Here is a 17,631-nt window from a genome sequence, read left to right on the forward strand (position 1 = left end):
CGTCACGGTGCCCACTCCTTGTCGGAGTTCCGGAGAAGGTCGGTGGTCCAGGCCGGCCTGATCGCGTGCCAGCTGTACCGGTAGCCGTTGGTGCCGTGGTGGGGCGTGGTGAGGATGTGGTGGAACTCGCACCATGCGGCGAACTCGCGCCAGGAACATCCGGGAAGACCGCGCTGCTCGGGGTGGCGGTTGTAGGCGGCCACGGCCCGCCGGATGGTGTCCTGGGGCAGGGGACCGGCGGTCATGGAGATGGTGACGATGATCTTGGCGAGGTCGTAGCCGAAGGGGGCGAGGGTGAGGGAGTCGAAGTCGACGACGGCGACCGTGGTGTCGGTGATGAGGAAGTTGCGTGGGTTGGCGTCCTTGTAGAAGGCGGCGGGCATGGTGGCGGCGCGTTCCAGCCAGTCGTCGATCGCGCCGGGGGTCAGGAGCGGGGACGGTACGGTGCCGGTGGCCAGAAGCCGGTGGAGGCGCTCGCGGCGGCTGTCGGCGAAGTCGTCGATCGTGACGTCGTCGTTGGTGTGGTCGGTGCTGCTGTGGGGTGCGTTCATGCGGGCGGCGTGCAGGTCGTGGGTGTGGGCGGTGGTGTGCTGGTGGCCGAGGAGGTCGGCCAGGGTCAGCAGGTCGTCAGGGGTGCCGTGGTGGCCGTCGAGGTGCTCGTAGTCGATCGCGGTGGGGTGGACGTGGACGACGTGGGGGATGCGTACGCCGGGGTTGGCGCGGGCGATCCAGCGGTGGTGGGCCAGGGAGCGCTGCTGGGTGTGGGGGTCCGCGAACGTCTTGGTGAAGGTCCTCGTCATCGGGTGTGTTCCTCCTCGAACGCGGCTGCTCTCCCGAGATCGCGGCCACACCGGCCCCGCAGGTCCGCGCTGTTACAAGGACGGTACCGGCGCACGGTGGACGTTCACAGGTGGCGTCGGCACGATACGGACAGCTGCGAGTCGCTCCTTGAAGTGTTCTGGGGCTGGCGCTGGACTTCGGCCGCGCGCCTGAACTCGGCGTTGGGGAAGGGCTATCCGACGGAGGCCAGTCTCCCCAGGTTCATGCCGGCGGTCCTTGCGGCCCGCAGGGCCGTCCTGGCGCGGGCCGCACCCCGGCGGGTGGCCGCTTCGCCCCCACCGATGGCGGGTGTTCGTGTGCCGAGGCCCGCACACGTGCGGCAGATGCCGGGTTGGGGGACGGGGTCGTGGCATTTGGTGCACTCGGTGTGGCGGGTTGCGGTGGGTCGTTCGGCGGGTTGGTCGGGTGGCATCTTGCGTTCCAGGCGGTAGCGGAGCACGGCGACCGCCGAGTACACCGGGGTGGGCAGGCCTGGGAGCAGGGCTTGGGTGAGGTCGGTGGGTGTGCTGCCGCGTGCCAGCCATTGGGCGACCAGGGGCGCGAGTTCGCGTGCTTCGGCTTCGCCCAGGCGCAGGCGTGGTTCGGGGCGGATGACGCGGAACAGGGTGGCGACCGCCTCGCGGAGCTGTTCGTCCGGCGCGTCGTCTTCGACGGTTTCCTCCTGCCCATCCGTCCTCGTCCGTGGCTCAGCGACGGCGGTGACCGGTTTTCCGGACTGCCGGGAGGGGAGGGTGGGTTCTTTCGCCGGGTTCTTTACCAGGGTGTCAGCGGCGCCGGTGGTCCCTTCGCCGGGGGCCGGACGGTCGGCACCCGGCGGCGCCGTCAGCTGTGGGGTGTCGTAGACGTGGGTCTCGGTGATGATCGTGCCGTCGGGCATCCGGATCTTCTCGACCCGGTAGAAGCCCGCCTCGGTCAGCTCTTTGAGCGCTTTGCGGATGGCGCTGCGCCCCTGGGGGCTGGTGTCGGCCATGTGCCGGCCGTCCTCGCGCCAGCCGTCGGGGCGGGAGAGGAGATCGGCGAGCAGACCGCGAGCGGTGTAGGACAGCCGCCGGTACTGCAGCATGGCGTTGGGCAGCACGGTGAAATCGCGCACGTGGGCGCTACGATGGACGCGCATCGGGAGTTGGTCTCCTGTTGCCGGACCCCGGAGCGTTGGCGCGCTGCCGGGGTCGCTTATGTGTGGTTAGGGCACGGAACGTAGCACGCACACCGATCGAAGGTCGACACGGTCAGCGAGCGATCACGTTCACACGTCAGTCGGTCGAGAGCGGCCTCGCTCTGATCGTTGACTATCAGTCAAATTCCTTGGGGCTGCGGATCCGACTGCCGGGTGGTGCCACTCCTCGCCGACCTTCTTCTGCAACTCTTCGAGATCCGCGTGGACCTTCTTGATGTTCTCCAGCCTGCTGTCGAGGCTGTCGTGCCGGGGGCTACGTCAACGACGCCTGGTCCTACCTGCCGGACTACCGCGGCTGGATCGGCAACATCTACGCCCAGGGCCCGGCCTGGCTCGACAACGTCCCCACCTGCACCACCTGACCCCGTCACACGTACGCAGGACAGCGCAGGCGCGCGACGAGGCCGTGCCTGTGTTGACGAACTTCGATCCAGGGCGCAGGTGCATCGACCGGACGGCGGGACCGTTCAGCCGGTCGGGCGGCCGGTGCGGCCGGGGAATCCGTGGCGGCGGGCGGCGGCGGTGACGGTCAGGGCGGCGGCGAGCAGGGCCAGGGCGGACCAGGGCAACGTGCTCGGGCCGCCATGGTCGAGGAGGAGGCCGCCCGCGAGCGCGGCGCCGGCGATCCCGAGGTTCCAGCAGGTGACGAGCAGGGACTGGGCGATGTCCCCGGCCGGGCCGGCCGCGTCGGCCACCGCCGTCTGCAGGAGGGTGGCGGCGCCACCGAAGGCGAGACCCCAGACTGCGGCACTGCCGTAGACGGGCCAGGAGGTGCCGGTGAGCAGGGCGGCGGCGACGGACAGGGCCGCGGCGGAGAGAAGGGCGCAGGCGGCGATCGTCAGGGTGCGCAGGTGGCGGTCGATCAGCGCCCCGGTACCGAGGATGCTCACCAGGGAGGACAGCCCGAGGACGAGCAGGACGGTGTCGGTCCGGCCGCCGAGTCCCAGGGGCGCGAGCAGCGCCGCGACGTACGTGTAGAGCAGGTTGTGGGCGAGGACGAAGGCCGCCGTGACGGTGAGGACGGCCGCCACCCCCGGGATCCGCAGCACCTGCCGGACGGGGGTGCGGGCGGGGCCGGGCCGCCCCGGGACGGTCGGGAGCGCGGCGAGCATCCAGGCGGTGAGTGCCACGGCGACGGCGCTCATCAGCCCGAAGGTGGTGCGCCAGCCCACCAGTGCGGCGACCAGGGTGCCGGCGGGCACGCCCACCGACAGGGCGACCGTCGAGCCGCCCATGGCGACGGCCATCGCCCTGCCGCGCTGCTCTGGCGCGACGATGCTGCGGGCGTACCCGGCCAGCAGGGCCCAGAGCAGGCCTGCGACCAGGCCCGCGGTGAAGCGCGCCGCCATGGTGAGGGGGTAGTTCGTCGAGACCGCGGTGACGGCGTTGGCCGCGGCGAAGCCGCCGACGGACAGCAGCAGGAGGCGCTTGCGCGGCCAGCCGGCGGTAGCGGCGGTCAGCGGTATGGCGGCCGCGATGGAACCGGCCGCGTAGAGCGTGACGGACTGCCCGGCGCCGGACTGGCTGACGTGGAGGTCCGCACTCATCGCGGGCAGCACGCCGGCGGGCAGGGCCTCGGTCATGATGGTGACGAATCCGGCGGTGCTCAGGGCCAGCAGGCTGGGCCAGGGAAGCCGGGCGGCGGGCGGGTCCGAGGGTCGGGGAAGCCGGATGGGCCGGTTCGAGGGTCGGGAAAGCCGGGCGGTGGGTGGGTCCGAGGGGCTGTTCGAGGGGCTGGGGGAGTGAAGTTCGGGCATGGGCCCGATCGTCTATCCTTGACATCGATGTCAAGGTCCAGCCCGGAACGGCACCGGTCGGGCGTGAGGGTGGTCACATGCGTATCGGCGAACTCGCCCGGCTGACGGACACTCCTCCGCGCCTGCTGCGCTACTACGAGCAGCAGGGCCTGATCACCGCGCACCGCGAGGCGAACGGCTATCGCGCCTACGACGACTACCTCGTCGACCGGGTCCTGCAAATCCGCGGACTCCTGGACGCCGGACTGCCCACGCGGATCATCAAGCAGATCCTGCCCTGCCTTGACAGCCCGCGGACGATCCACTTCGCCGACGCCACACCGGAGATGATCGGCACCCTGGAGTCCGAGACGGAGCGGATGACCCGTCGGATCCAGTGCCTGACCCGCAATCGTGATGCCATCCGGGAGTACTTGACCGAGGTCAAGAGCCGGGCCTGAGGCGTGGGCCCGAGGTTCGTGCCCGAGGCGTGAGTCGACGTCGGGATGCGCTGCGGGCGGCCTGTCGGGCGGTCGGCTTGACCTTGCCATTGGTGTGATAGTTGGAACCTTCCGTCATGACCGACTCCGCCATCCGGCACCTCGAACTCGGCGACGGCACACCGCTCGTCATGATCCACGGCTACACCGTCGACCACCGGGTCCTGCTCCCCATCGAACCTGCCTTCGCCGACCGCCCCGGGTGGCGGCGGCTCTACCTCGACCTCCCCGGCCACGGCGCCAGCCCCCGGCTGCCGGGGCCGACCTCGGCGGCCACCCTGGCCGACGCCGTCCTCGACTGGATCCACGCCGAACTGGGTGAGCAGCCCTTCGCCGTGCTCGGGCAGTCGTTCGGCGGACAGCTGGCCCGCGCGGTGACGGCGAGGTTCGGGGCGCAGGTCCTGGGCTCGGCGCTGCTCGTACCGGTCGTGCACTGGGGCCCCGACCGGACCCTGCCCGGCACGACCGTGGCCGAGCGCGACGACAAGCTCCTCGACCGGCTCCCGCCCGCCGACCGCGAACTCTTCGGTCTCGTCATGGCCCGTCACACCGCGCGCAACTGGAAGCTCTTCGAGCAGTACGTCCGGCCGGGATGGCGCGCGCACGACCCGGCGGCCGCCGCCGAACTCGAAGCCGACTTCCTGCTGCCGTACTGGCCCGAACACCGCGCGCCGGAGCACCAGGGCCGGCACCTGCTGGTCACCACCCGGCAGGACGCCCTGGTGGGCTGGCGAGACCAACTCGCCCTGCTCGACCACTACCCCCGGATGGCGGCGACGGTGCTCGACGGCGTCGGCCACAACCCGCAGGTCGAGTGCGCCGAGACCGTCCAGGGCCTCATCGGCGCCTGGCTCGACGAACTGCCCCGCTCCCGCCCCCGTCCCCGTCCACGCCCCGCCAGCGTGAATCGGTGACCCGCAGCGCGAACCTGTGTCGTCTCGGCGCCACCCTGCACACCTTCGCGAGAAACATGTGGCTGTGCCGAACGACTCGGTGGGTTTGATGCCGCTTCGGCCGCCCGGAACCGGGCGTTTGCCTACGGAACACCTGGATCGGACACCTGGATCGGACACCTGGATCGGACACCTGGGCGGCGCGTCGCTCGCGAGGGCGCAGCCGTGCGGGCCATCGGGGCGACCGATCGGAGCGTCGCCACGGGCGGGCCGCGGGTTGCTTTGCTGAAATGGCAACAAGCCTCGCCCTCCTCGGTGCGCGCGCAGCATGATCGGCACTGCGTCAGCACCGCATCGGCGGCACACTGCCGAACAGCAGGTCGTCGAATGGCGGTTCGCCGAAGCGAACTTGGTGTACGCCGGATCGAGATCCCAGGAGGACACATGTCACCGTCGCGGACCACGGGCCCCACCCACCGGCTGGTTCCCTCGCCAGCCGGCCGGATCCACCTGGTGGAGCAGGGCACCGGGCCGCTGGTCCTGCTGCTGCACGGGTTCCCGGAGTCCTGGTACTCCTGGCGCCACCAGCTGCCGGTGCTGGCCGCTGCCGGATACCGCGCGGTCGCCATCGATGTCCGCGGGTACGGGCGCTCCTCCAGGCCCGAGGAGGTGGCCGCGTACCGGATGTTCGACCTGGTCGAGGACAACGTCGCGGTGGTGCACGCCCTGGGTGAACGGTCCGCGGTGATCGTCGGCCACGACTGGGGTTCGACCATCGCCGCCAACTCCGCCCTGATCCGACCGGACGTCTTCCGCGCCGTGGGGCTGCTGAGCGTTCCCTACCTCCCGCGGGGCGGACCGAGGCCCAGCGAGGTCTTCGGGCAACTGGGCGGCGACGAGGAGTTCTACGTCTCCTACTTCCAGGAGCCGGGCCGGGCCGAGGCCGAGATCGAACCTGACGTGCGCGGCTGGCTCGCGGGCTTCTACGCCGCGCTGTCCGCCGACACCATGCCGGCGGACGGCGCACCCGACCCGCACTTCGTCAGCCGTGGCGGGACACTTCGCGACCGGTTCCCCGCCGGACGGCGGCCCGGCTGGCTCGGCGCGGAGGAACTCGACGTCTACGCCGGAGAGTTCGAGCGAACCGGCATGAGCGGAGCGCTGGGCCGCTACCGGAACATGGACCGGGACTGGGAGGACCTCGCCGACTTCGACGGCGCCCCCGTCACCCAGCCGTCCCTGTTCATCGGCGGAGGCCGGGACGCCTCCACCACCTGGCTGGCCGACGCGATCGCGGCCTACCCCGCGACCCTGCCCGGCCTGCTCTCCAGCCACGTCCTCGACGGCTGCGGGCACTGGGTCCAGCAGGAACGCCCCACCGAGGTCAACCGGATCCTGACCGACTGGCTCGCGTCCCTCCCCTCCTGAGCGGGGGAGCAGGGCGCTGCGCGGGCTCGACGGTCGGGTCGAACTCGCGGCCCATCGGCGCCGTGGTGTTCCGGAGCGCCGCGCTCACCAGGCCACGGTTCGGCCGAGGTAGTCGACGTAGTGCAGGCCCGGGTTGCTGCGGAGGGCGTCGAGCGTCCTGACCACGTTCGGGATGCTCTCGTCGATGCCGAGCAGGGCGTCCGAGCCGCCCATGTCGGTGCGCACCCAGCCGGGGGCCATGAGGACCAGGGGCCGGGGTTCGCCGCTGTGGCGGGCCGCGTAGCTGCGCATGAACGTGTTGAGCGCGGCCTTGCTGCCGCGGTACACCTCGTGGCCGCCGTGCTCGTTGTTGGCCACGCTGCCCTGGCCCGAGGACATCACCGCGATCGTGCCCGCCGGCTCGACGAGGTCCTGGAGGGCCTCGATGACGCGCAGCGGGCTCAGCGCGTTGGTGACCATGACCCGGACGAACTCCTCGGTGGAGGTCTGCGCCACCGTGCCCTCGGGCTGGTTCGTGACGCCGGCGTTCACGAAGAGCAGATCGAACGTCCGGCCGGCCAGGCGACGGTGCAGCGCCGCGACCTGCTCGGGCTCGGTGATGTCGACGGTCTCGATCTCGACCTGCCCGGCGTGGGCGTCGGCGAGCTCGTGCAGCCCGGTCCGGCCCGCACCGCGCACGGTGGCCAGGACCTGCCAGCCGGCCCGCGCCCATTCCTGGGCGAGGGCGAGGCCGAGGCCCCGGGACGCGCCGATCAGGAGCACGCGCCTGCCGGCGGCCGGGGGCGGCGTGGAGTGATTTCCCGAGTTGGTTGTGGACATAACAGTGATTGTGCGAGGCATTGCCTCGTCCGGCAAGCCGCCTCCCCGGCAGGGAAGTTGGCCATATGGGGCTGGGGAGCCTCCCGCTTCTCGCCGTCTCGCCGGCCGGCCTGAGGCTCAGAGGCCGAAGCGGGCGCGGTGGGAGGCGGGGACCAGGTCGGTGTACTCGGGGTGCTTGGTGATCCAGCCGCGGATGAAGGGGCAGTAGGGCAGGACGGCGAGTGCCTGTTCGCGGGCCGTGTCCAGGGCCGCGCGTGCCAGTCGGCCGGCCAGGCCGCGGCCCTCGAAGCGGGGGTCGATCTCGGTGTGGATGAAGGCGATCTCGTCGTCGGAGCGGTGGTACTCGGCGAAGCCGGCGAGTTCTCCGCCGTCCTGGATCTCGAAGCGCGACTTCTCGGTGTTGTCGGTGACGAGCTGGTCCATGGTTCCTCCGCAAGGTGGGGGCGGCCCGGGAGGGCCGGTGGCGGGTGGCGCGGCATGACTACTATAGTTGAAGAATAAACATTTGTCCGAACGGTCGGGCGGCAGGTTTGCCCGGCGCGGCCCGGAGGAGCTGCGACGGGTGCGTGCCCTGCTGAGCGGCTACTGAGCGGGCGGGGGGAAGGGGGCGCGTGGGGTGTCCGGCTCGGTCCGGGGCGCCGGGGTGACGGACACCCGGGGGAGCGCCTCGGGGTGGTGTTCGCAGATGTGCGTCACCAGGTGTTCGCGGAGCTGGCAGCGGAGGGAGAACGCGTCGTCGGCGTTGGCGGCGGTCGCCAGGAGCCGGACCACGATGGTGGTGGGCGTGGTGTCGACGACCTGGAGGGCGCTGCCCTGGCCGTCCCAGAGGGGGTTGTCGGCGAGGAACGCGTCGAACTCCTCGCGCAGCAGGGGGACCGGGGCCCGGTGGTCGAGGTGGAGGAAGGCGGTGCCGGTGATCCGGCTGGAGCGGCGCGACCAGTTCTCGAACGGGCGGCCGGCGAAGTAGGACATCGGCATCACCAGACGGCGCTGGTCCCAGGTGGCGATCACCACCGCGGTGAGGGTGATCTCCTCCACGGTGCCCCACTCGCCGGACACCACGACCACGTCGCCGATCCGGACCAGGTCGCCGAAGGCCAGCTGCACCCCGGCGAAGAGGTTGGCCAGCACGCTCTGCGCGGCGATGCCCGCGACCACGCCGACCAGGCCCGCGGACGCGAGCAGACTGGTCCCGATGCCGCGCACGGAGGGGAAGGTCATCAGCATCGCGCCCAGGGCGGCGATCGCGATGATCGCCTGGCAGATCCGGCCGAGCAGACCCGCCTGGGTGCGGGCGCGGCCGGCCGAGGAGGGGTCGCGGCGGTGGACGGCGAGGCGGACGGCGCCTTCGACGACGAGCCCGACCACCCGGGCGCCGAGCCATCCGCCGGAGGCGATCGCCAGCAGGACCAGGACGTGGTGCAGCTGCTCCCGGGTCCTGGGCGAACCGCCGACCCACGGCTGGACGGTGAGGGACAGGGAGGCGGCGAGCACGGTGATCAGGGGGAGCCGGCAGTTGCGCAGCATCCCCGGCATGACGCTGCCGGGCCGGTGCGGGGCGAATCTGCGGACCAGCCGTTCGGCGGTCCGGTCCAGGACGTAGGTGGTCAGGGCCACCCCCGAACCTGCCAGGAGCAGACGGAACAGGCTCCACCACACGCTCGCTCTCCTCCCGCGACGGCCGCGACGCGGCGCTGTGGGCCGGCCTTCCCCGGGCCGGCGCTGTGGGCGGGCCTTCCCCGGGCCCGCTTCCCGGACCCCGCTTTCCCGTTCGGCGGGATTCACACCTGCCGGAGGTGAGGTGAGGGTCCGACAACGGCGATGGGCCGTTCGGGTGAGGGGGATGGGTTGGGGGGAGACGGGTGAGGAGGACGGGCCGAGGGTCCGCGTCGAGGGTTCGGCCGGGGTGCATATCGGCCCGGGAACGGGGCAGCCGGGGCTTGAAGGCCCGCCGGCCCGGGCGGGCACCGACATGTCAGGAGGAGCGATGCACCGGATCGAGGAGTCCGTCGAGGTGGCGGCGCCGCTCGGCACGGTCTACGAGAGCTGGGTCAGGTGTGAGGAGTTCCCGCAGTTCATGCGGGGTGTGGTCAGCGTCGACCGGTCGGGTCCGGACACCAGCTGGGTGGTCCGGACCGCCGCCGGCCCGCGCGAGTTCACGGCCGTGACCACGGAGCTGGTGGAGAACGACCGCGTGGCGTGGGACAGCGGCCCCGGCCCGGTGCGGCACCAGGGCGTGGTCACCTTCCACGCCGTGGGCGACGCCGCCACCCGGGTGATGTTCCAGCTGGAGGTCGAACCGCACGGGCTCTGGGAGCACCTCGCCGAGGCGCTCGGGTTCGTCGACCGCCGGGTGATCGACGACCTGACCGACTTCAAGCGCCACGTCGAGGAGGACGGCGGACCGGTCGAGGCCACGGTCGACAACACGGTGGCATGAACCTCCGGATCGGGGGCAGCCGAAGCGTACCGGCAGACCGATCCGGCAGACCGGTCAGGCAGTCAGACCTGACAGCCGAACCCGACAGCCAGACCCGACGACGGAAGGAGACGGTCGTGAGTGATCGCGTCAACATCTGGGAGTTCCGGGACACCGCCGGCCACACGGCGGGCACCGACCTCATCGGCTTCCACGTCGAGGCCACCGACGGAGCGATCGGCAAGATCGACAAGCTGTCCGAGGAGGTCGGCGCCCAGCACCTGGTCGTCGACACCGGCCCGTGGATCCTCGGCAGGCGGGTGCTCCTGCCCGCCGGCACCGTGATCCGGATCGAGATCGGCGAGCAGAAGGTGTACGTCGACCGGTCCAAGGACGACATCAGGAACGGTCCCGGCCTCGACGACGGCGCGGCCGACGTGTCGGCCGACGTCCGCGACCGCTACGGGCTCTACTACGACCCGTTCTACGGCGGTCGGATCTTCTGACGAAAGGGAGCAGCAGCCATGCCGTACGGTTCCACGCAGCTCCAGCCTCAGCCTCAGCCTCAGCCTCAGTCCCGGCTCCAGTGCCAGTCCCAGTCCCAGTCCCAGTCCGTCGGACCCGTCAGTCCGCCGGTGGTGCCGGATCCTCCGCTGCCGCCCGGCGTGCCCGAGCCGCCGCCGGATCCGGTGCTCCCGGGCCCCGCCACGCCGTCACCCGCGCCGCCCGGGCCTGAGCCGGAGCCCGAGCCGGGCCTGCCCCGCCCGCCCGAGCCGCCGGACTGAGGAGCCCTGAGCAGCCCGACCGAGGAGGCCCAAGAGCCACCGGCGGTGTTACCCCCAGTACCCCGTGTGCACCGCGGAGGCCTCCTCGAAGAGGTGCGGGCCGGACGCCTCCACGGTGCTGCCGCCGGCGGCGAAGACCTGGCGGCACGGCAGGTCGAGCACCGGCTCCTCCGGGTCCACCCCGGCGATGGCGTTCAGCTCGGCCCCGGCGAGCGCGTAGACGACCTTGCGGATGCCGCTCCAGTAGATCGCCCCGGCGCACATCGCACACGGTTCGGTGCTCGTGTACAGGACGGCGTCGACGAGCTGCGTCGGGGCCAGGGTGCGCGAGGCCTCCCGCACCAGATTGGTCTCCGCGTGGGCGGTGACATCGCGGTCGGTCAGCACCGAGTTCTCGGCCGTGAGCAGGACGTTCCCGGCGGAGTCGGTCAGCAGCGCGCCGAAGGGGTGGTTGCCGTGCGCCCGGGCGTCGGCCGCGATCTCGATGGCCGCGAGCAGGAGCTCGCGGGTGCGGTCGGTCATGACGTACTCCTCAGGGGATCGGCGGTGGGGGCGGACCCCATGGTGTCGCGGTCGGGCGGGGTGGTGGTACCAGGTTGCCGCACCCGCCCTCCGCCCGCGACCACCCCCGGCGGCGGCCCGGGCCCGCGAGCCGGTGTGGAGCGTGCGCGGGGACCGGCTCCCGCCCGGGCGGTACCGCTGTCGTCAGTGGGCGAACTTCTCGACGGCCGCCGGCGTGACGGGGGTGAAGAAGTTGACGAGGTTGCCGTCGGGGTCGCGGAGCAGGAGCGACCGGTTGCCCCAGGGCATCGTGGTGGGCTCGGTCACGAAGTCGGTGACGAACTCGGTCAGGTTCCGGTGCACGTCGTCCACGTCGGCGACGAGGAATTCGAGGATCACGCTGTTGTTGTCGGCCGGACGGGCGGAGCCGGGCGCGAACAGCGCCACGGTCCGGGTGCTGCCGATCGCGAGGGTCCCGCGGGCGGTCCGCAGTTCGGCGAAGTCCTCGGTGGACCAGTGCGCCTGTACCCCCGTGGCCCGCTCGTAGAAGCCGACGAGGCGGGCGATGTCGCCCGTGATGATCCGGATCGAAACGAAGTCCATGGTGCGCTCTCCTCAGGTCGGTGAAGCCGTTGCACCCCGGACGGTAGAGGAGATAGTGGACAGAATCGGTCCGGTATCAGCGCTAGGCTCGTGGACATGGGCCGACCCACCAGCCGTGTGCTCACCCTCCTGGAACTCCTGCAGTCGGGCGGCATCAGGACGGTGGCCGAACTCGCCGACCGGCTCGGCGTCGACGGGCGCACCGTGCGGCGGTACGTGGACCACCTGGTCGACCTCGACATCCCCGTCGAGGCGGTCCGCGGCCGCTACGGCGGGTACCGGCTCGCCCCCGGGTACCGCCTGCCCCCGCTCATGCTCAACGACGACGAGGCGCTCGCCGTGCTGCTCGGCCTCGTCGCCGGCCGCAGGGCGGGGTTGCTGACGGCGACCGGGACCGCGGGCGGGACCGTGGGCGGGACCGGGACCGGGACCGGGACCGCGACCGGGACCGCGGGCGAGACGGCGGCGGCCAAGATCCGCCGGGTACTGCCCGAGCGCCTCGCCCGTCGGCTCGACGCCGTCCTGGAATCCCTCGCCTTCACGGCAGAGCCCGGCGAGGCGGCCACCCCGGAGACGGGCGTCCTGCTCGCCGTCGCCGACGCGGTGCGCCATCGCCGCCCGCTCTCGATCAGGTACACCGCCCGGGACGGCCGGCGGAGCGAACGCACGCTGCACCCGTACGGGATCGTCACCCACGCGGGGCGGTGGTACGTCACCGGCACCGATCCCGAGGCTGATCCCGAGACCGGCCAGGACCGGACCTTCCGGCTCGACCGCATCGCGGACGCGCGGCCCCTGCCGGGCTCGTTCGAACCGCCCGCCGGGCTCGACCCGGCCCGGCGTGTCCTGTCCGGGTTCGCCAAGGCCGCGTACCGGTACGAAGTGACGCTGCGGATCCACGGGACGGTCGAGCAGATCCGCGCCCGGCTTCCCGCCGGCGTCGCGAGCATCGAGGAGCCCGTACCCGAGGAAGGGACGGATCCGCACGCCGAGCGGTGGCTGCACGTCGAACTGCGGGCGGAGCGGCTCGACTGGCTGCCCCCCGTCCTCGCCTCGCTCGACCGGCCGTTCGTCATCGAGCGACCGGACGAACTCCGCGGCCTCGTCATCGCGCTCGCCGACCGGCTCGCCGCCTCCGCGCGCCAGGCCTGCGACCCGGACCGGACGGGACGCTGAGGGGTCCCGCTCCGGCCTCACGGAAGCCGATGCGCCCGAGGGCCTGCGGAACCTTCCCGGCGCGGGAGCGTTGGCAGTGCACCGGATGTCCCGGTCAGGTAGGTAGCAGGTAGGTAGGAGGCAGTCGCCGTGCTCGTAGAACCTGTCCTTGTCACCGGCGCCGGCGGAGGGGTCGGCGGAGTCGGACGCAGGATCCTGGAGCGGCTGCGGGCGCGGAACGTGCCCGTCAGGGCTCTCGTCCACCACGACGACGAACGGGCCTCGGACCTGAGGACGATGGGCGGCGTGGAGGTGATGGTCGGTGACCTCACCCGTGGGGCGGACGTGGTCGAGGCGCTGGCCGGCTGCCGCCGGGCCTACTTCGGGATGAGCGTGTCGTCCGCCTACCTGGAGGCCGCGGCGACGGTGGCGGCCGCCGCCCGGGAAAGCGCCGGCCTGGAACTGCTGGTGAGCATCTCGCAGATGACCGTCTCGCAGATGGACCTCACCAGCGACGCCGAGTCCCGGCAGCAGCGACTGCACTACCTCGCCGAACACGTCCTCGACTGGTCCGGGGCGCCGGTCGTCCACGTCCGGCCCACCGTGTTCATGGAGAATCCGCTGTTCACCGAGGTGGCGGCCGCTTCGATCCGGCGGGACGGCACGATCCGCCTGCCCTTCGGCTCGGCCCGGACCTCACCGGTCGCGGCCGCCGACGTGGCCGAGGTCGTCGCCGCGCTCCTGCTCGACCCTGCTCCCCGGGCCCGCCGCGTCTACGAACTGACCGGGGCTCCGTCCCGCGACATGACGGCCATCGCGGCCGAGTTCTCCGCCGCCCTGGGCCGCGAGGTGACCTACGTCGACGTGCCCTACCAGGAGTGGCTGGAGCACGACCTCAGGAACCAGGGCCTGCCGGACCACGTGTTCGACCACATCGCCACGATGGCCAGGCTGCACGGCGAGAACCGGTACGACCGGGCGACGAACGACGTCGCCGACCTTCTCGGTCGCCCCCCGCAGGGGTTCGACACCGTGATCAAGGACCTGCTCGCCCGGCGGCCGTAGCCGGCCTGTGACCGTAGCCGGCCGGGTGCCGGGGGAGCGGCCGCTCAGAGCCAGCCGCGCTGCGCCGCCCTGAGACCGGCCTCGAAGCGGCTCGACGCGTCGAGGCGTTCCATCAGCCCGGCCATCTGGCGGCGGACGCTGCGTGCCGACAGGCCCAGGTTCCGGCCGGCGGCCTCGTCGGTGAGGCCGGACGCGAGCAGCCGCAGGAGTTCCTGCTCGGTGGCGCTGAGGCCGGTCTCGGTGTCCTTGCGCCGGTCGGCGCCGAGCGGGACGGCGGCCTGCCAGGTCCGCTCGAACAGGGCGACCAGGGAGGCGACGATCCCGGGCTCGCGCGTGCACAGGGCGCCGAGCCGGGTGTGGGCCGGGTCGATCGGGACCACGGCGACCTGGCGGTCGAAGATGAGCATCCGGGGCGGCAGCGTCGGGCAGGTGCGAACCAGGCCGCTCTCCTCGGTCATCCAGCGGGCGTAGGCGAGCGTCGCCGGATCGTGCCGCACGCTGTCCTGGTAGAGCGTCAGCAGTGCCACCCCGCGCCGCATGGCCGCCTCGTCCAGCGGCCGGGAGGCGTCCAGGCTGGCCTGGGACTGCGCTCCGCCGGGCATCACGGACAGGCACTCCCCGGCGACCTCCTGGGCGAGGATCTCCAGCTTGGCCTGGATCGCGTCCAGGCCCACCAGGCGCTCGGCGGTCTCGACCGGGGTGTTCGGCCGCAGGTCGGCGTACTCGGCGATCGCCCGGGCGGCCGCGGCCTTGCCGATCTCCAGGTCCTGCTGGCGGCGCAGCAGCTCCTGCTCCTGGCGGCGCAGGATCAGCTCCAGCCCGAGCGCGGGGCTCACCGGCAGCAGAACCCCGGGGGCCTCCCGGGAGGCCCGGAGCAACTGCAGATCGGCCAGCCGGTCGAGGGCCTCCCGTACGGCGGGTTCGGGCAGGCCCAGCTGGTCGCACAACTCCCTGACGCCGCCCTGCGGATCGGTGAGCATGGCCCGGTAGACGGCCTCCGAGGCACGGTCCAACCCCAGCATGTCCAGCATGCGCGCAGCCCCCCGGTGCGACGTCGAACGTGCCGTGCCGCCGTGCGACACATCGGGATCATCCCAGCCCGGCTTCGGCTCCACAAGCAGTCCTGCCCCGGGCGGGGTCCGGCCGATTCGACGCGCCCGCTGTGAGCCGGTGGTGGGTACGGGGATCCCACGAACGACGCGGCGGGCGGCGGGGCGCCGGTTCCTGAAGCGGCCAGGCCGGTTGCTGACGGGGCTCTCGCCTTCCGGGGCGCGGGCGGTGCCAGCAGGATGGTGGTCACCGGGAGAGCGGCGGGGCAACCGCCGAGCAGCCTCCCCCGAAACTCTGGTCCTCGATCAGACCTCCCACCACACGAGCCGCCTGGGGTGCCGCCATGTCCAAGACCGTCCGCCTGCTCGCCACCGCCGCCGTCGCCGTCGCCCTGTCGGGGATCCTGGCGCCCGCGGCCTCCGCCACCGCCGCGACCACGGCGTCGGCGGGCATCGGCTGGGACGGGCCCACCGCCGTCCCGGCGGTCGTGACGGTTGTGGCGGGCGGGGCGGGCGGGGCCGGGGACGGCATCGGCTGGGACGGCTCCACCACCGTGCCGCCGGTCGCGGCCGGCCCGTCCGCCAGCGGCATCGGCTGGGACTGATCGCCGTGCTCGCCGTCCGGGCCACCGTCGTGGACACCAGCGGTGCGCCCACCACGACCGCCGCGGCGCGGATCGTCGAGGACGTCCTGTGGGCGCACGCCACCCCGGAGCACGGGCTCGAACACGTCCGCGCCGTGCCGGACCGGGGCCGCATCGCCCTGGTGCTCTTCGTCCGCGCGGACGGCCCGGCCACCGCGCACGCCCTGGCCGAGAACCTGCTGGCCCGGGCCCTCGCCGCAGCAACGGCCGGCCGCTACGCCGCCGCCGTCCACCCGCACTGACCCGCACAGCCCGCCGGTCACGTACCCCCATTGCGTCTCCCATGGGCTGGTGCACGGCGGCCGCGCGGGCGCGGCCGCCGTGCACCGGGTCAGTCCTTTCCGATGTCCTTGACCTTCTCGCCGGCCTGCTTCAGGTCGCTCTTGATCTGTTTGCCCCGGCCCTCGGCCTCAAGGCCCCGGTCGCCGGTGGCCCGTCCGGCGGCTTCCTTGGCCTTGCCGTGGACCTTCTCGGCCGCGTTGTGCAGCTTGTCCTTGGCACTCATCGGATCACTCCTCTCGGTAGTGGGGGCTCGGTCCGCCCCGGACGGCGTCTGCCCGGGATCGGCGGTTCCACACCCGGAACATCCGGAGTCGGCCGTCAGCCGGGAGCCGGCGCGGTGCCGACGGGGCCACTTGGGCAGGCTCAGCGGAAGGCGGCGACGTTGCGGGCGGCCCAGTCGGCGAAGGGGCGCGGGGCGGTGCCGAGGACCCGCTGCACGTCCGGGCTGACGCGCAGCTCGGCCTCGTTCGGGGAGCCGAGGATGTCCAGGGTGTCCTCGGCGAGCTCCACCGGCATGCCCTGGGCCATGGCGGCGGAGGCCTCCTCGCGGGTGAGGTCGTGGAACCGCACCGGCGAGCCCAGTGCGGCCGCGATGGCCTGCGCCTGCTGGCGCGGGGTGATCACCTCCGGGCCGGTCAGCTCGTACACGCCGCCGCTGTGCCGGTCCTCCAGCAGGCAGGCCGCCGCGACGTCGGCGATGTCCGCCGGGTCGATGATCGGCACCCCGACGTCGCCGAAGGGCGCGGCGACGACCCGCTGCGCGCGGACGGAGTCGGCCCACCACAGGGCGTTGGAGGCGAAGCCGCCCGGCCGCAGGATGCTCCAGTCCGCACCGGACCCCCGCAGGGCGTCCTCCAGTTCGCTCATCGCGATCCGCGTCGGGCCGAAGGGCCTGGTCGCCACGCCCTGCGAGGAGAGCAGGACGATCCGGCGGACCCCGCCGGCCACGGCCTGGCCGATGAGGTCGGCCGGGTTGGCCCCGGCGGCGTGCAGGTCGCCGGACAGCAGCAGGAAGAGCGCCTTCGCCCCGTCCAGCGCGGGTTCGAGGCCGGCCGGCCCGGCCAGGTCGGCCGCCACGTGGCGGACACCGTCCGGCACCGCCGCCGCGTGCCGCGACACCGCCGTCACCTGTCGGCCCGCCTCGGCCAGTGCCCGCGTCAGCGGTCGGCCCACATTGCCGGTGGCCCCGGTCACCACGATCATGGTCAGCTCCTCGTTCGACGTCCGCCGTGGCCGCTGCGGCCTCGGTGGTCCTCACGCTAGGAGCCAGGGCTAACCCTTGGTAAGGACGTACCTTGACGTAAGCTCAGGACATGGTGGTAGGTGTGCAGGACAGGCAGGGCGAGGCCGGGAAGCGGTATGAGGTGTTTCACACCGACTGCCCCGCGCGCGATGTGGTCGACCACGTGACCAGCAGGTGGGGCATCTGGGTGCTGATCTCCTTGCAGAGCAACGACCTGCGGTTCTACGAGCTGCGCGAGAGCATCCACGGCATCAGCGAGAAGATGCTCGCCCAGACCCTGCGCGCGCTGGTCCAGGACGGCCTGGTCTGGCGGAGGGTCGAGCCGACGACGCCGCCCCAGGTCACCTACGGGCTGACCGAGTTCGGTCAGGACCTCGGCGAGCCGCTGGCCGAGCTGTTCGACCGGATCACCCGGGGGCTGCCGCCGCGCGACGCGGGATAGCGGCGCGGGACAGCAACGCGGGACAGCAGCGCGACACACCCCCGGTCTCC

21 protein-coding genes are annotated in these 17,631 nt (G+C 72.5%); 10 read left to right on the plus strand and 11 right to left on the minus strand.

The genetic code is table 11. The annotated features are described in order from the left end of the window. Nucleotides 1-2 precede the first annotated feature (2 nt). From ACIQVZ_RS31950 to ACIQVZ_RS31960, 3 genes are all read right to left on the minus strand, one after another. The gene (locus ACIQVZ_RS31950) at nt 3-800 is read right to left on the minus strand and encodes a phosphotransferase (RefSeq protein WP_402454795.1); all 798 of its coding nucleotides are present in this window, start codon (nt 798-800) and stop codon (nt 3-5) included. Nucleotides 801-1,012: 212 nt separating this feature from the next. Further along, nucleotides 1,013-1,957 carry a hypothetical protein gene (locus ACIQVZ_RS31955; protein WP_402454797.1) on the minus strand — a complete coding sequence of 315 codons (945 nt, stop codon included), beginning with the start codon at nt 1,955-1,957 and terminating at the stop codon, nt 1,013-1,015. A 527-nt stretch (nt 1,958-2,484) separates the two neighbouring features. After that, nucleotides 2,485-3,774, minus strand: a complete 1,290-nt coding sequence (locus ACIQVZ_RS31960; RefSeq protein WP_402454798.1) for an MFS transporter — start codon at nt 3,772-3,774, stop codon at nt 2,485-2,487. A gap of 77 nt (nt 3,775-3,851) precedes the next feature. Here ACIQVZ_RS31960 and ACIQVZ_RS31965 point away from each other — a divergent pair, with 77 nt between their 5' ends. The 3 genes from ACIQVZ_RS31965 (at nt 3,852) to ACIQVZ_RS31975 (ending at nt 6,574) form a co-directional block, all read left to right on the plus strand. Then, nucleotides 3,852-4,214: a MerR family transcriptional regulator gene (locus ACIQVZ_RS31965; RefSeq protein WP_402454799.1), complete on the plus strand. Its 363-nt coding sequence runs from the start codon at nt 3,852-3,854 to the stop codon at nt 4,212-4,214. Between the two features lie 116 nt (nt 4,215-4,330). Beyond that, nucleotides 4,331-5,167 carry an alpha/beta fold hydrolase gene (locus tag ACIQVZ_RS31970; RefSeq protein WP_402454801.1) on the plus strand — a complete coding sequence of 279 codons (837 nt, stop codon included), beginning with the start codon at nt 4,331-4,333 and terminating at the stop codon, nt 5,165-5,167. 423 nt (nt 5,168-5,590) lie between these two features. Then, on the plus strand, nt 5,591-6,574 hold the full coding sequence (locus ACIQVZ_RS31975; RefSeq protein WP_350878945.1) for an alpha/beta hydrolase: 984 nt from the start codon (nt 5,591-5,593) through the stop codon (nt 6,572-6,574). Nucleotides 6,575-6,658: 84 nt separating this feature from the next. Here ACIQVZ_RS31975 and ACIQVZ_RS31980 read toward each other — a convergent pair whose 3' ends face one another. From ACIQVZ_RS31980 to ACIQVZ_RS31990, 3 genes are all read right to left on the minus strand, one after another. Further along, complete coding sequence (locus ACIQVZ_RS31980; protein WP_402454804.1) at nt 6,659-7,393, minus strand: SDR family NAD(P)-dependent oxidoreductase; 735 nt, start codon at nt 7,391-7,393, stop codon at nt 6,659-6,661. 117 nt (nt 7,394-7,510) lie between these two features. Beyond that, on the minus strand, nt 7,511-7,816 hold the full coding sequence (locus tag ACIQVZ_RS31985) for a GNAT family N-acetyltransferase (protein ID WP_350878943.1): 306 nt from the start codon (nt 7,814-7,816) through the stop codon (nt 7,511-7,513). Nucleotides 7,817-7,975: 159 nt separating this feature from the next. Continuing rightward, on the minus strand, nt 7,976-9,052 hold the full coding sequence (locus ACIQVZ_RS31990) for a mechanosensitive ion channel family protein (RefSeq protein WP_402454806.1): 1,077 nt from the start codon (nt 9,050-9,052) through the stop codon (nt 7,976-7,978). Between the two features lie 328 nt (nt 9,053-9,380). On the opposite strand from ACIQVZ_RS31990, the gene ACIQVZ_RS31995 reads away from it, so the two are divergent. Both ACIQVZ_RS31995 and ACIQVZ_RS32000 read left to right on the plus strand, forming a co-directional pair. After that, the gene (locus ACIQVZ_RS31995; protein ID WP_350878940.1) at nt 9,381-9,833 is read left to right on the plus strand and encodes an SRPBCC family protein; all 453 of its coding nucleotides are present in this window, start codon (nt 9,381-9,383) and stop codon (nt 9,831-9,833) included. 116 nt (nt 9,834-9,949) lie between these two features. Beyond that, nucleotides 9,950-10,318, plus strand: a complete 369-nt coding sequence (locus tag ACIQVZ_RS32000; RefSeq protein WP_350878939.1) for a PRC-barrel domain containing protein — start codon at nt 9,950-9,952, stop codon at nt 10,316-10,318. A gap of 327 nt (nt 10,319-10,645) precedes the next feature. Here the strand turns inward: ACIQVZ_RS32000 and ACIQVZ_RS32005 are convergent, their stop codons facing one another. Then, entirely contained in the window at nt 10,646-11,119 is a 474-nt protein-coding gene (locus tag ACIQVZ_RS32005) for a nucleoside deaminase (RefSeq protein ID WP_350878937.1), read from the minus strand. A 183-nt stretch (nt 11,120-11,302) separates the two neighbouring features. Then, on the minus strand, nt 11,303-11,701 hold the full coding sequence (locus ACIQVZ_RS32010; protein WP_350878936.1) for a VOC family protein: 399 nt from the start codon (nt 11,699-11,701) through the stop codon (nt 11,303-11,305). 96 nt (nt 11,702-11,797) lie between these two features. Between ACIQVZ_RS32010 and ACIQVZ_RS32015 the strand changes: the two genes are divergently transcribed. Continuing rightward, a complete protein-coding gene (locus tag ACIQVZ_RS32015; protein ID WP_402454809.1) occupies nt 11,798-12,877 on the plus strand; it encodes a helix-turn-helix transcriptional regulator in 1,080 nt (359 codons plus the stop codon). 129 nt (nt 12,878-13,006) lie between these two features. Continuing rightward, nucleotides 13,007-13,921 carry an NAD(P)H-binding protein gene (locus ACIQVZ_RS32020; RefSeq protein ID WP_402454812.1) on the plus strand — a complete coding sequence of 305 codons (915 nt, stop codon included), beginning with the start codon at nt 13,007-13,009 and terminating at the stop codon, nt 13,919-13,921. Nucleotides 13,922-13,965: 44 nt separating this feature from the next. Here the strand turns inward: ACIQVZ_RS32020 and ACIQVZ_RS32025 are convergent, their stop codons facing one another. Beyond that, entirely contained in the window at nt 13,966-14,952 is a 987-nt protein-coding gene (locus ACIQVZ_RS32025; RefSeq protein ID WP_402454815.1) for a LuxR C-terminal-related transcriptional regulator, read from the minus strand. 362 nt (nt 14,953-15,314) lie between these two features. Between ACIQVZ_RS32025 and ACIQVZ_RS32030 the strand changes: the two genes are divergently transcribed. Next, complete coding sequence (locus tag ACIQVZ_RS32030) at nt 15,315-15,575, plus strand: hypothetical protein (RefSeq protein ID WP_350878932.1); 261 nt, start codon at nt 15,315-15,317, stop codon at nt 15,573-15,575. A gap of 5 nt (nt 15,576-15,580) precedes the next feature. Next, nucleotides 15,581-15,856 carry a hypothetical protein gene (locus ACIQVZ_RS32035; RefSeq protein WP_402454816.1) on the plus strand — a complete coding sequence of 92 codons (276 nt, stop codon included), beginning with the start codon at nt 15,581-15,583 and terminating at the stop codon, nt 15,854-15,856. An 89-nt stretch (nt 15,857-15,945) separates the two neighbouring features. On the opposite strand, the gene ACIQVZ_RS32040 is transcribed toward ACIQVZ_RS32035, so the two are convergent. Together ACIQVZ_RS32040 and ACIQVZ_RS32045 are read right to left on the minus strand one after the other, a co-directional pair. Next, a complete protein-coding gene (locus ACIQVZ_RS32040; protein WP_350878930.1) occupies nt 15,946-16,119 on the minus strand; it encodes a CsbD family protein in 174 nt (57 codons plus the stop codon). A gap of 140 nt (nt 16,120-16,259) precedes the next feature. After that, nucleotides 16,260-17,099 carry an SDR family oxidoreductase gene (locus tag ACIQVZ_RS32045; protein WP_402454818.1) on the minus strand — a complete coding sequence of 280 codons (840 nt, stop codon included), beginning with the start codon at nt 17,097-17,099 and terminating at the stop codon, nt 16,260-16,262. 110 nt (nt 17,100-17,209) lie between these two features. Between ACIQVZ_RS32045 and ACIQVZ_RS32050 the strand changes: the two genes are divergently transcribed. After that, the gene (locus ACIQVZ_RS32050; protein WP_350878926.1) at nt 17,210-17,581 is read left to right on the plus strand and encodes a helix-turn-helix domain-containing protein; all 372 of its coding nucleotides are present in this window, start codon (nt 17,210-17,212) and stop codon (nt 17,579-17,581) included. Nucleotides 17,582-17,631: the final 50 nt, after the last annotated feature.

This window comes from Kitasatospora sp. NPDC098663 (genome assembly GCF_044760075.1).
In the GTDB taxonomy this organism is placed as follows: domain Bacteria; phylum Actinomycetota; class Actinomycetes; order Streptomycetales; family Streptomycetaceae; genus Kitasatospora.

Coding starts and splice junctions, on each gene's coding strand:
- ACIQVZ_RS32040 (WP_350878930.1), bottom strand. CDS start 16,119: ATGAGTGCCAAGGACAAGCTGCACAACGCGGCCGAGAAGGTCCACGGC.
- ACIQVZ_RS31950 (WP_402454795.1), bottom strand. CDS start 800: ATGACGAGGACCTTCACCAAGACGTTCGCGGACCCCCACACCCAGCAG.
- ACIQVZ_RS32045 (WP_402454818.1), bottom strand. CDS start 17,099: ATGATCGTGGTGACCGGGGCCACCGGCAATGTGGGCCGACCGCTGACG.
- ACIQVZ_RS32050 (WP_350878926.1), top strand. CDS start 17,210: ATGGTGGTAGGTGTGCAGGACAGGCAGGGCGAGGCCGGGAAGCGGTAT.
- ACIQVZ_RS31975 (WP_350878945.1), top strand. CDS start 5,591: ATGTCACCGTCGCGGACCACGGGCCCCACCCACCGGCTGGTTCCCTCG.
- ACIQVZ_RS31995 (WP_350878940.1), top strand. CDS start 9,381: ATGCACCGGATCGAGGAGTCCGTCGAGGTGGCGGCGCCGCTCGGCACG.
- ACIQVZ_RS31985 (WP_350878943.1), bottom strand. CDS start 7,816: ATGGACCAGCTCGTCACCGACAACACCGAGAAGTCGCGCTTCGAGATC.
- ACIQVZ_RS31980 (WP_402454804.1), bottom strand. CDS start 7,393: ATGTCCACAACCAACTCGGGAAATCACTCCACGCCGCCCCCGGCCGCC.
- ACIQVZ_RS32025 (WP_402454815.1), bottom strand. CDS start 14,952: ATGCTGGACATGCTGGGGTTGGACCGTGCCTCGGAGGCCGTCTACCGG.
- ACIQVZ_RS32015 (WP_402454809.1), top strand. CDS start 11,798: ATGGGCCGACCCACCAGCCGTGTGCTCACCCTCCTGGAACTCCTGCAG.
- ACIQVZ_RS32005 (WP_350878937.1), bottom strand. CDS start 11,119: ATGACCGACCGCACCCGCGAGCTCCTGCTCGCGGCCATCGAGATCGCG.
- ACIQVZ_RS31960 (WP_402454798.1), bottom strand. CDS start 3,774: ATGCCCGAACTTCACTCCCCCAGCCCCTCGAACAGCCCCTCGGACCCA.
- ACIQVZ_RS31955 (WP_402454797.1), bottom strand. CDS start 1,957: ATGCGCGTCCATCGTAGCGCCCACGTGCGCGATTTCACCGTGCTGCCC.
- ACIQVZ_RS32010 (WP_350878936.1), bottom strand. CDS start 11,701: ATGGACTTCGTTTCGATCCGGATCATCACGGGCGACATCGCCCGCCTC.
- ACIQVZ_RS32030 (WP_350878932.1), top strand. CDS start 15,315: ATGTCCAAGACCGTCCGCCTGCTCGCCACCGCCGCCGTCGCCGTCGCC.
- ACIQVZ_RS31965 (WP_402454799.1), top strand. CDS start 3,852: ATGCGTATCGGCGAACTCGCCCGGCTGACGGACACTCCTCCGCGCCTG.
- ACIQVZ_RS31970 (WP_402454801.1), top strand. CDS start 4,331: ATGACCGACTCCGCCATCCGGCACCTCGAACTCGGCGACGGCACACCG.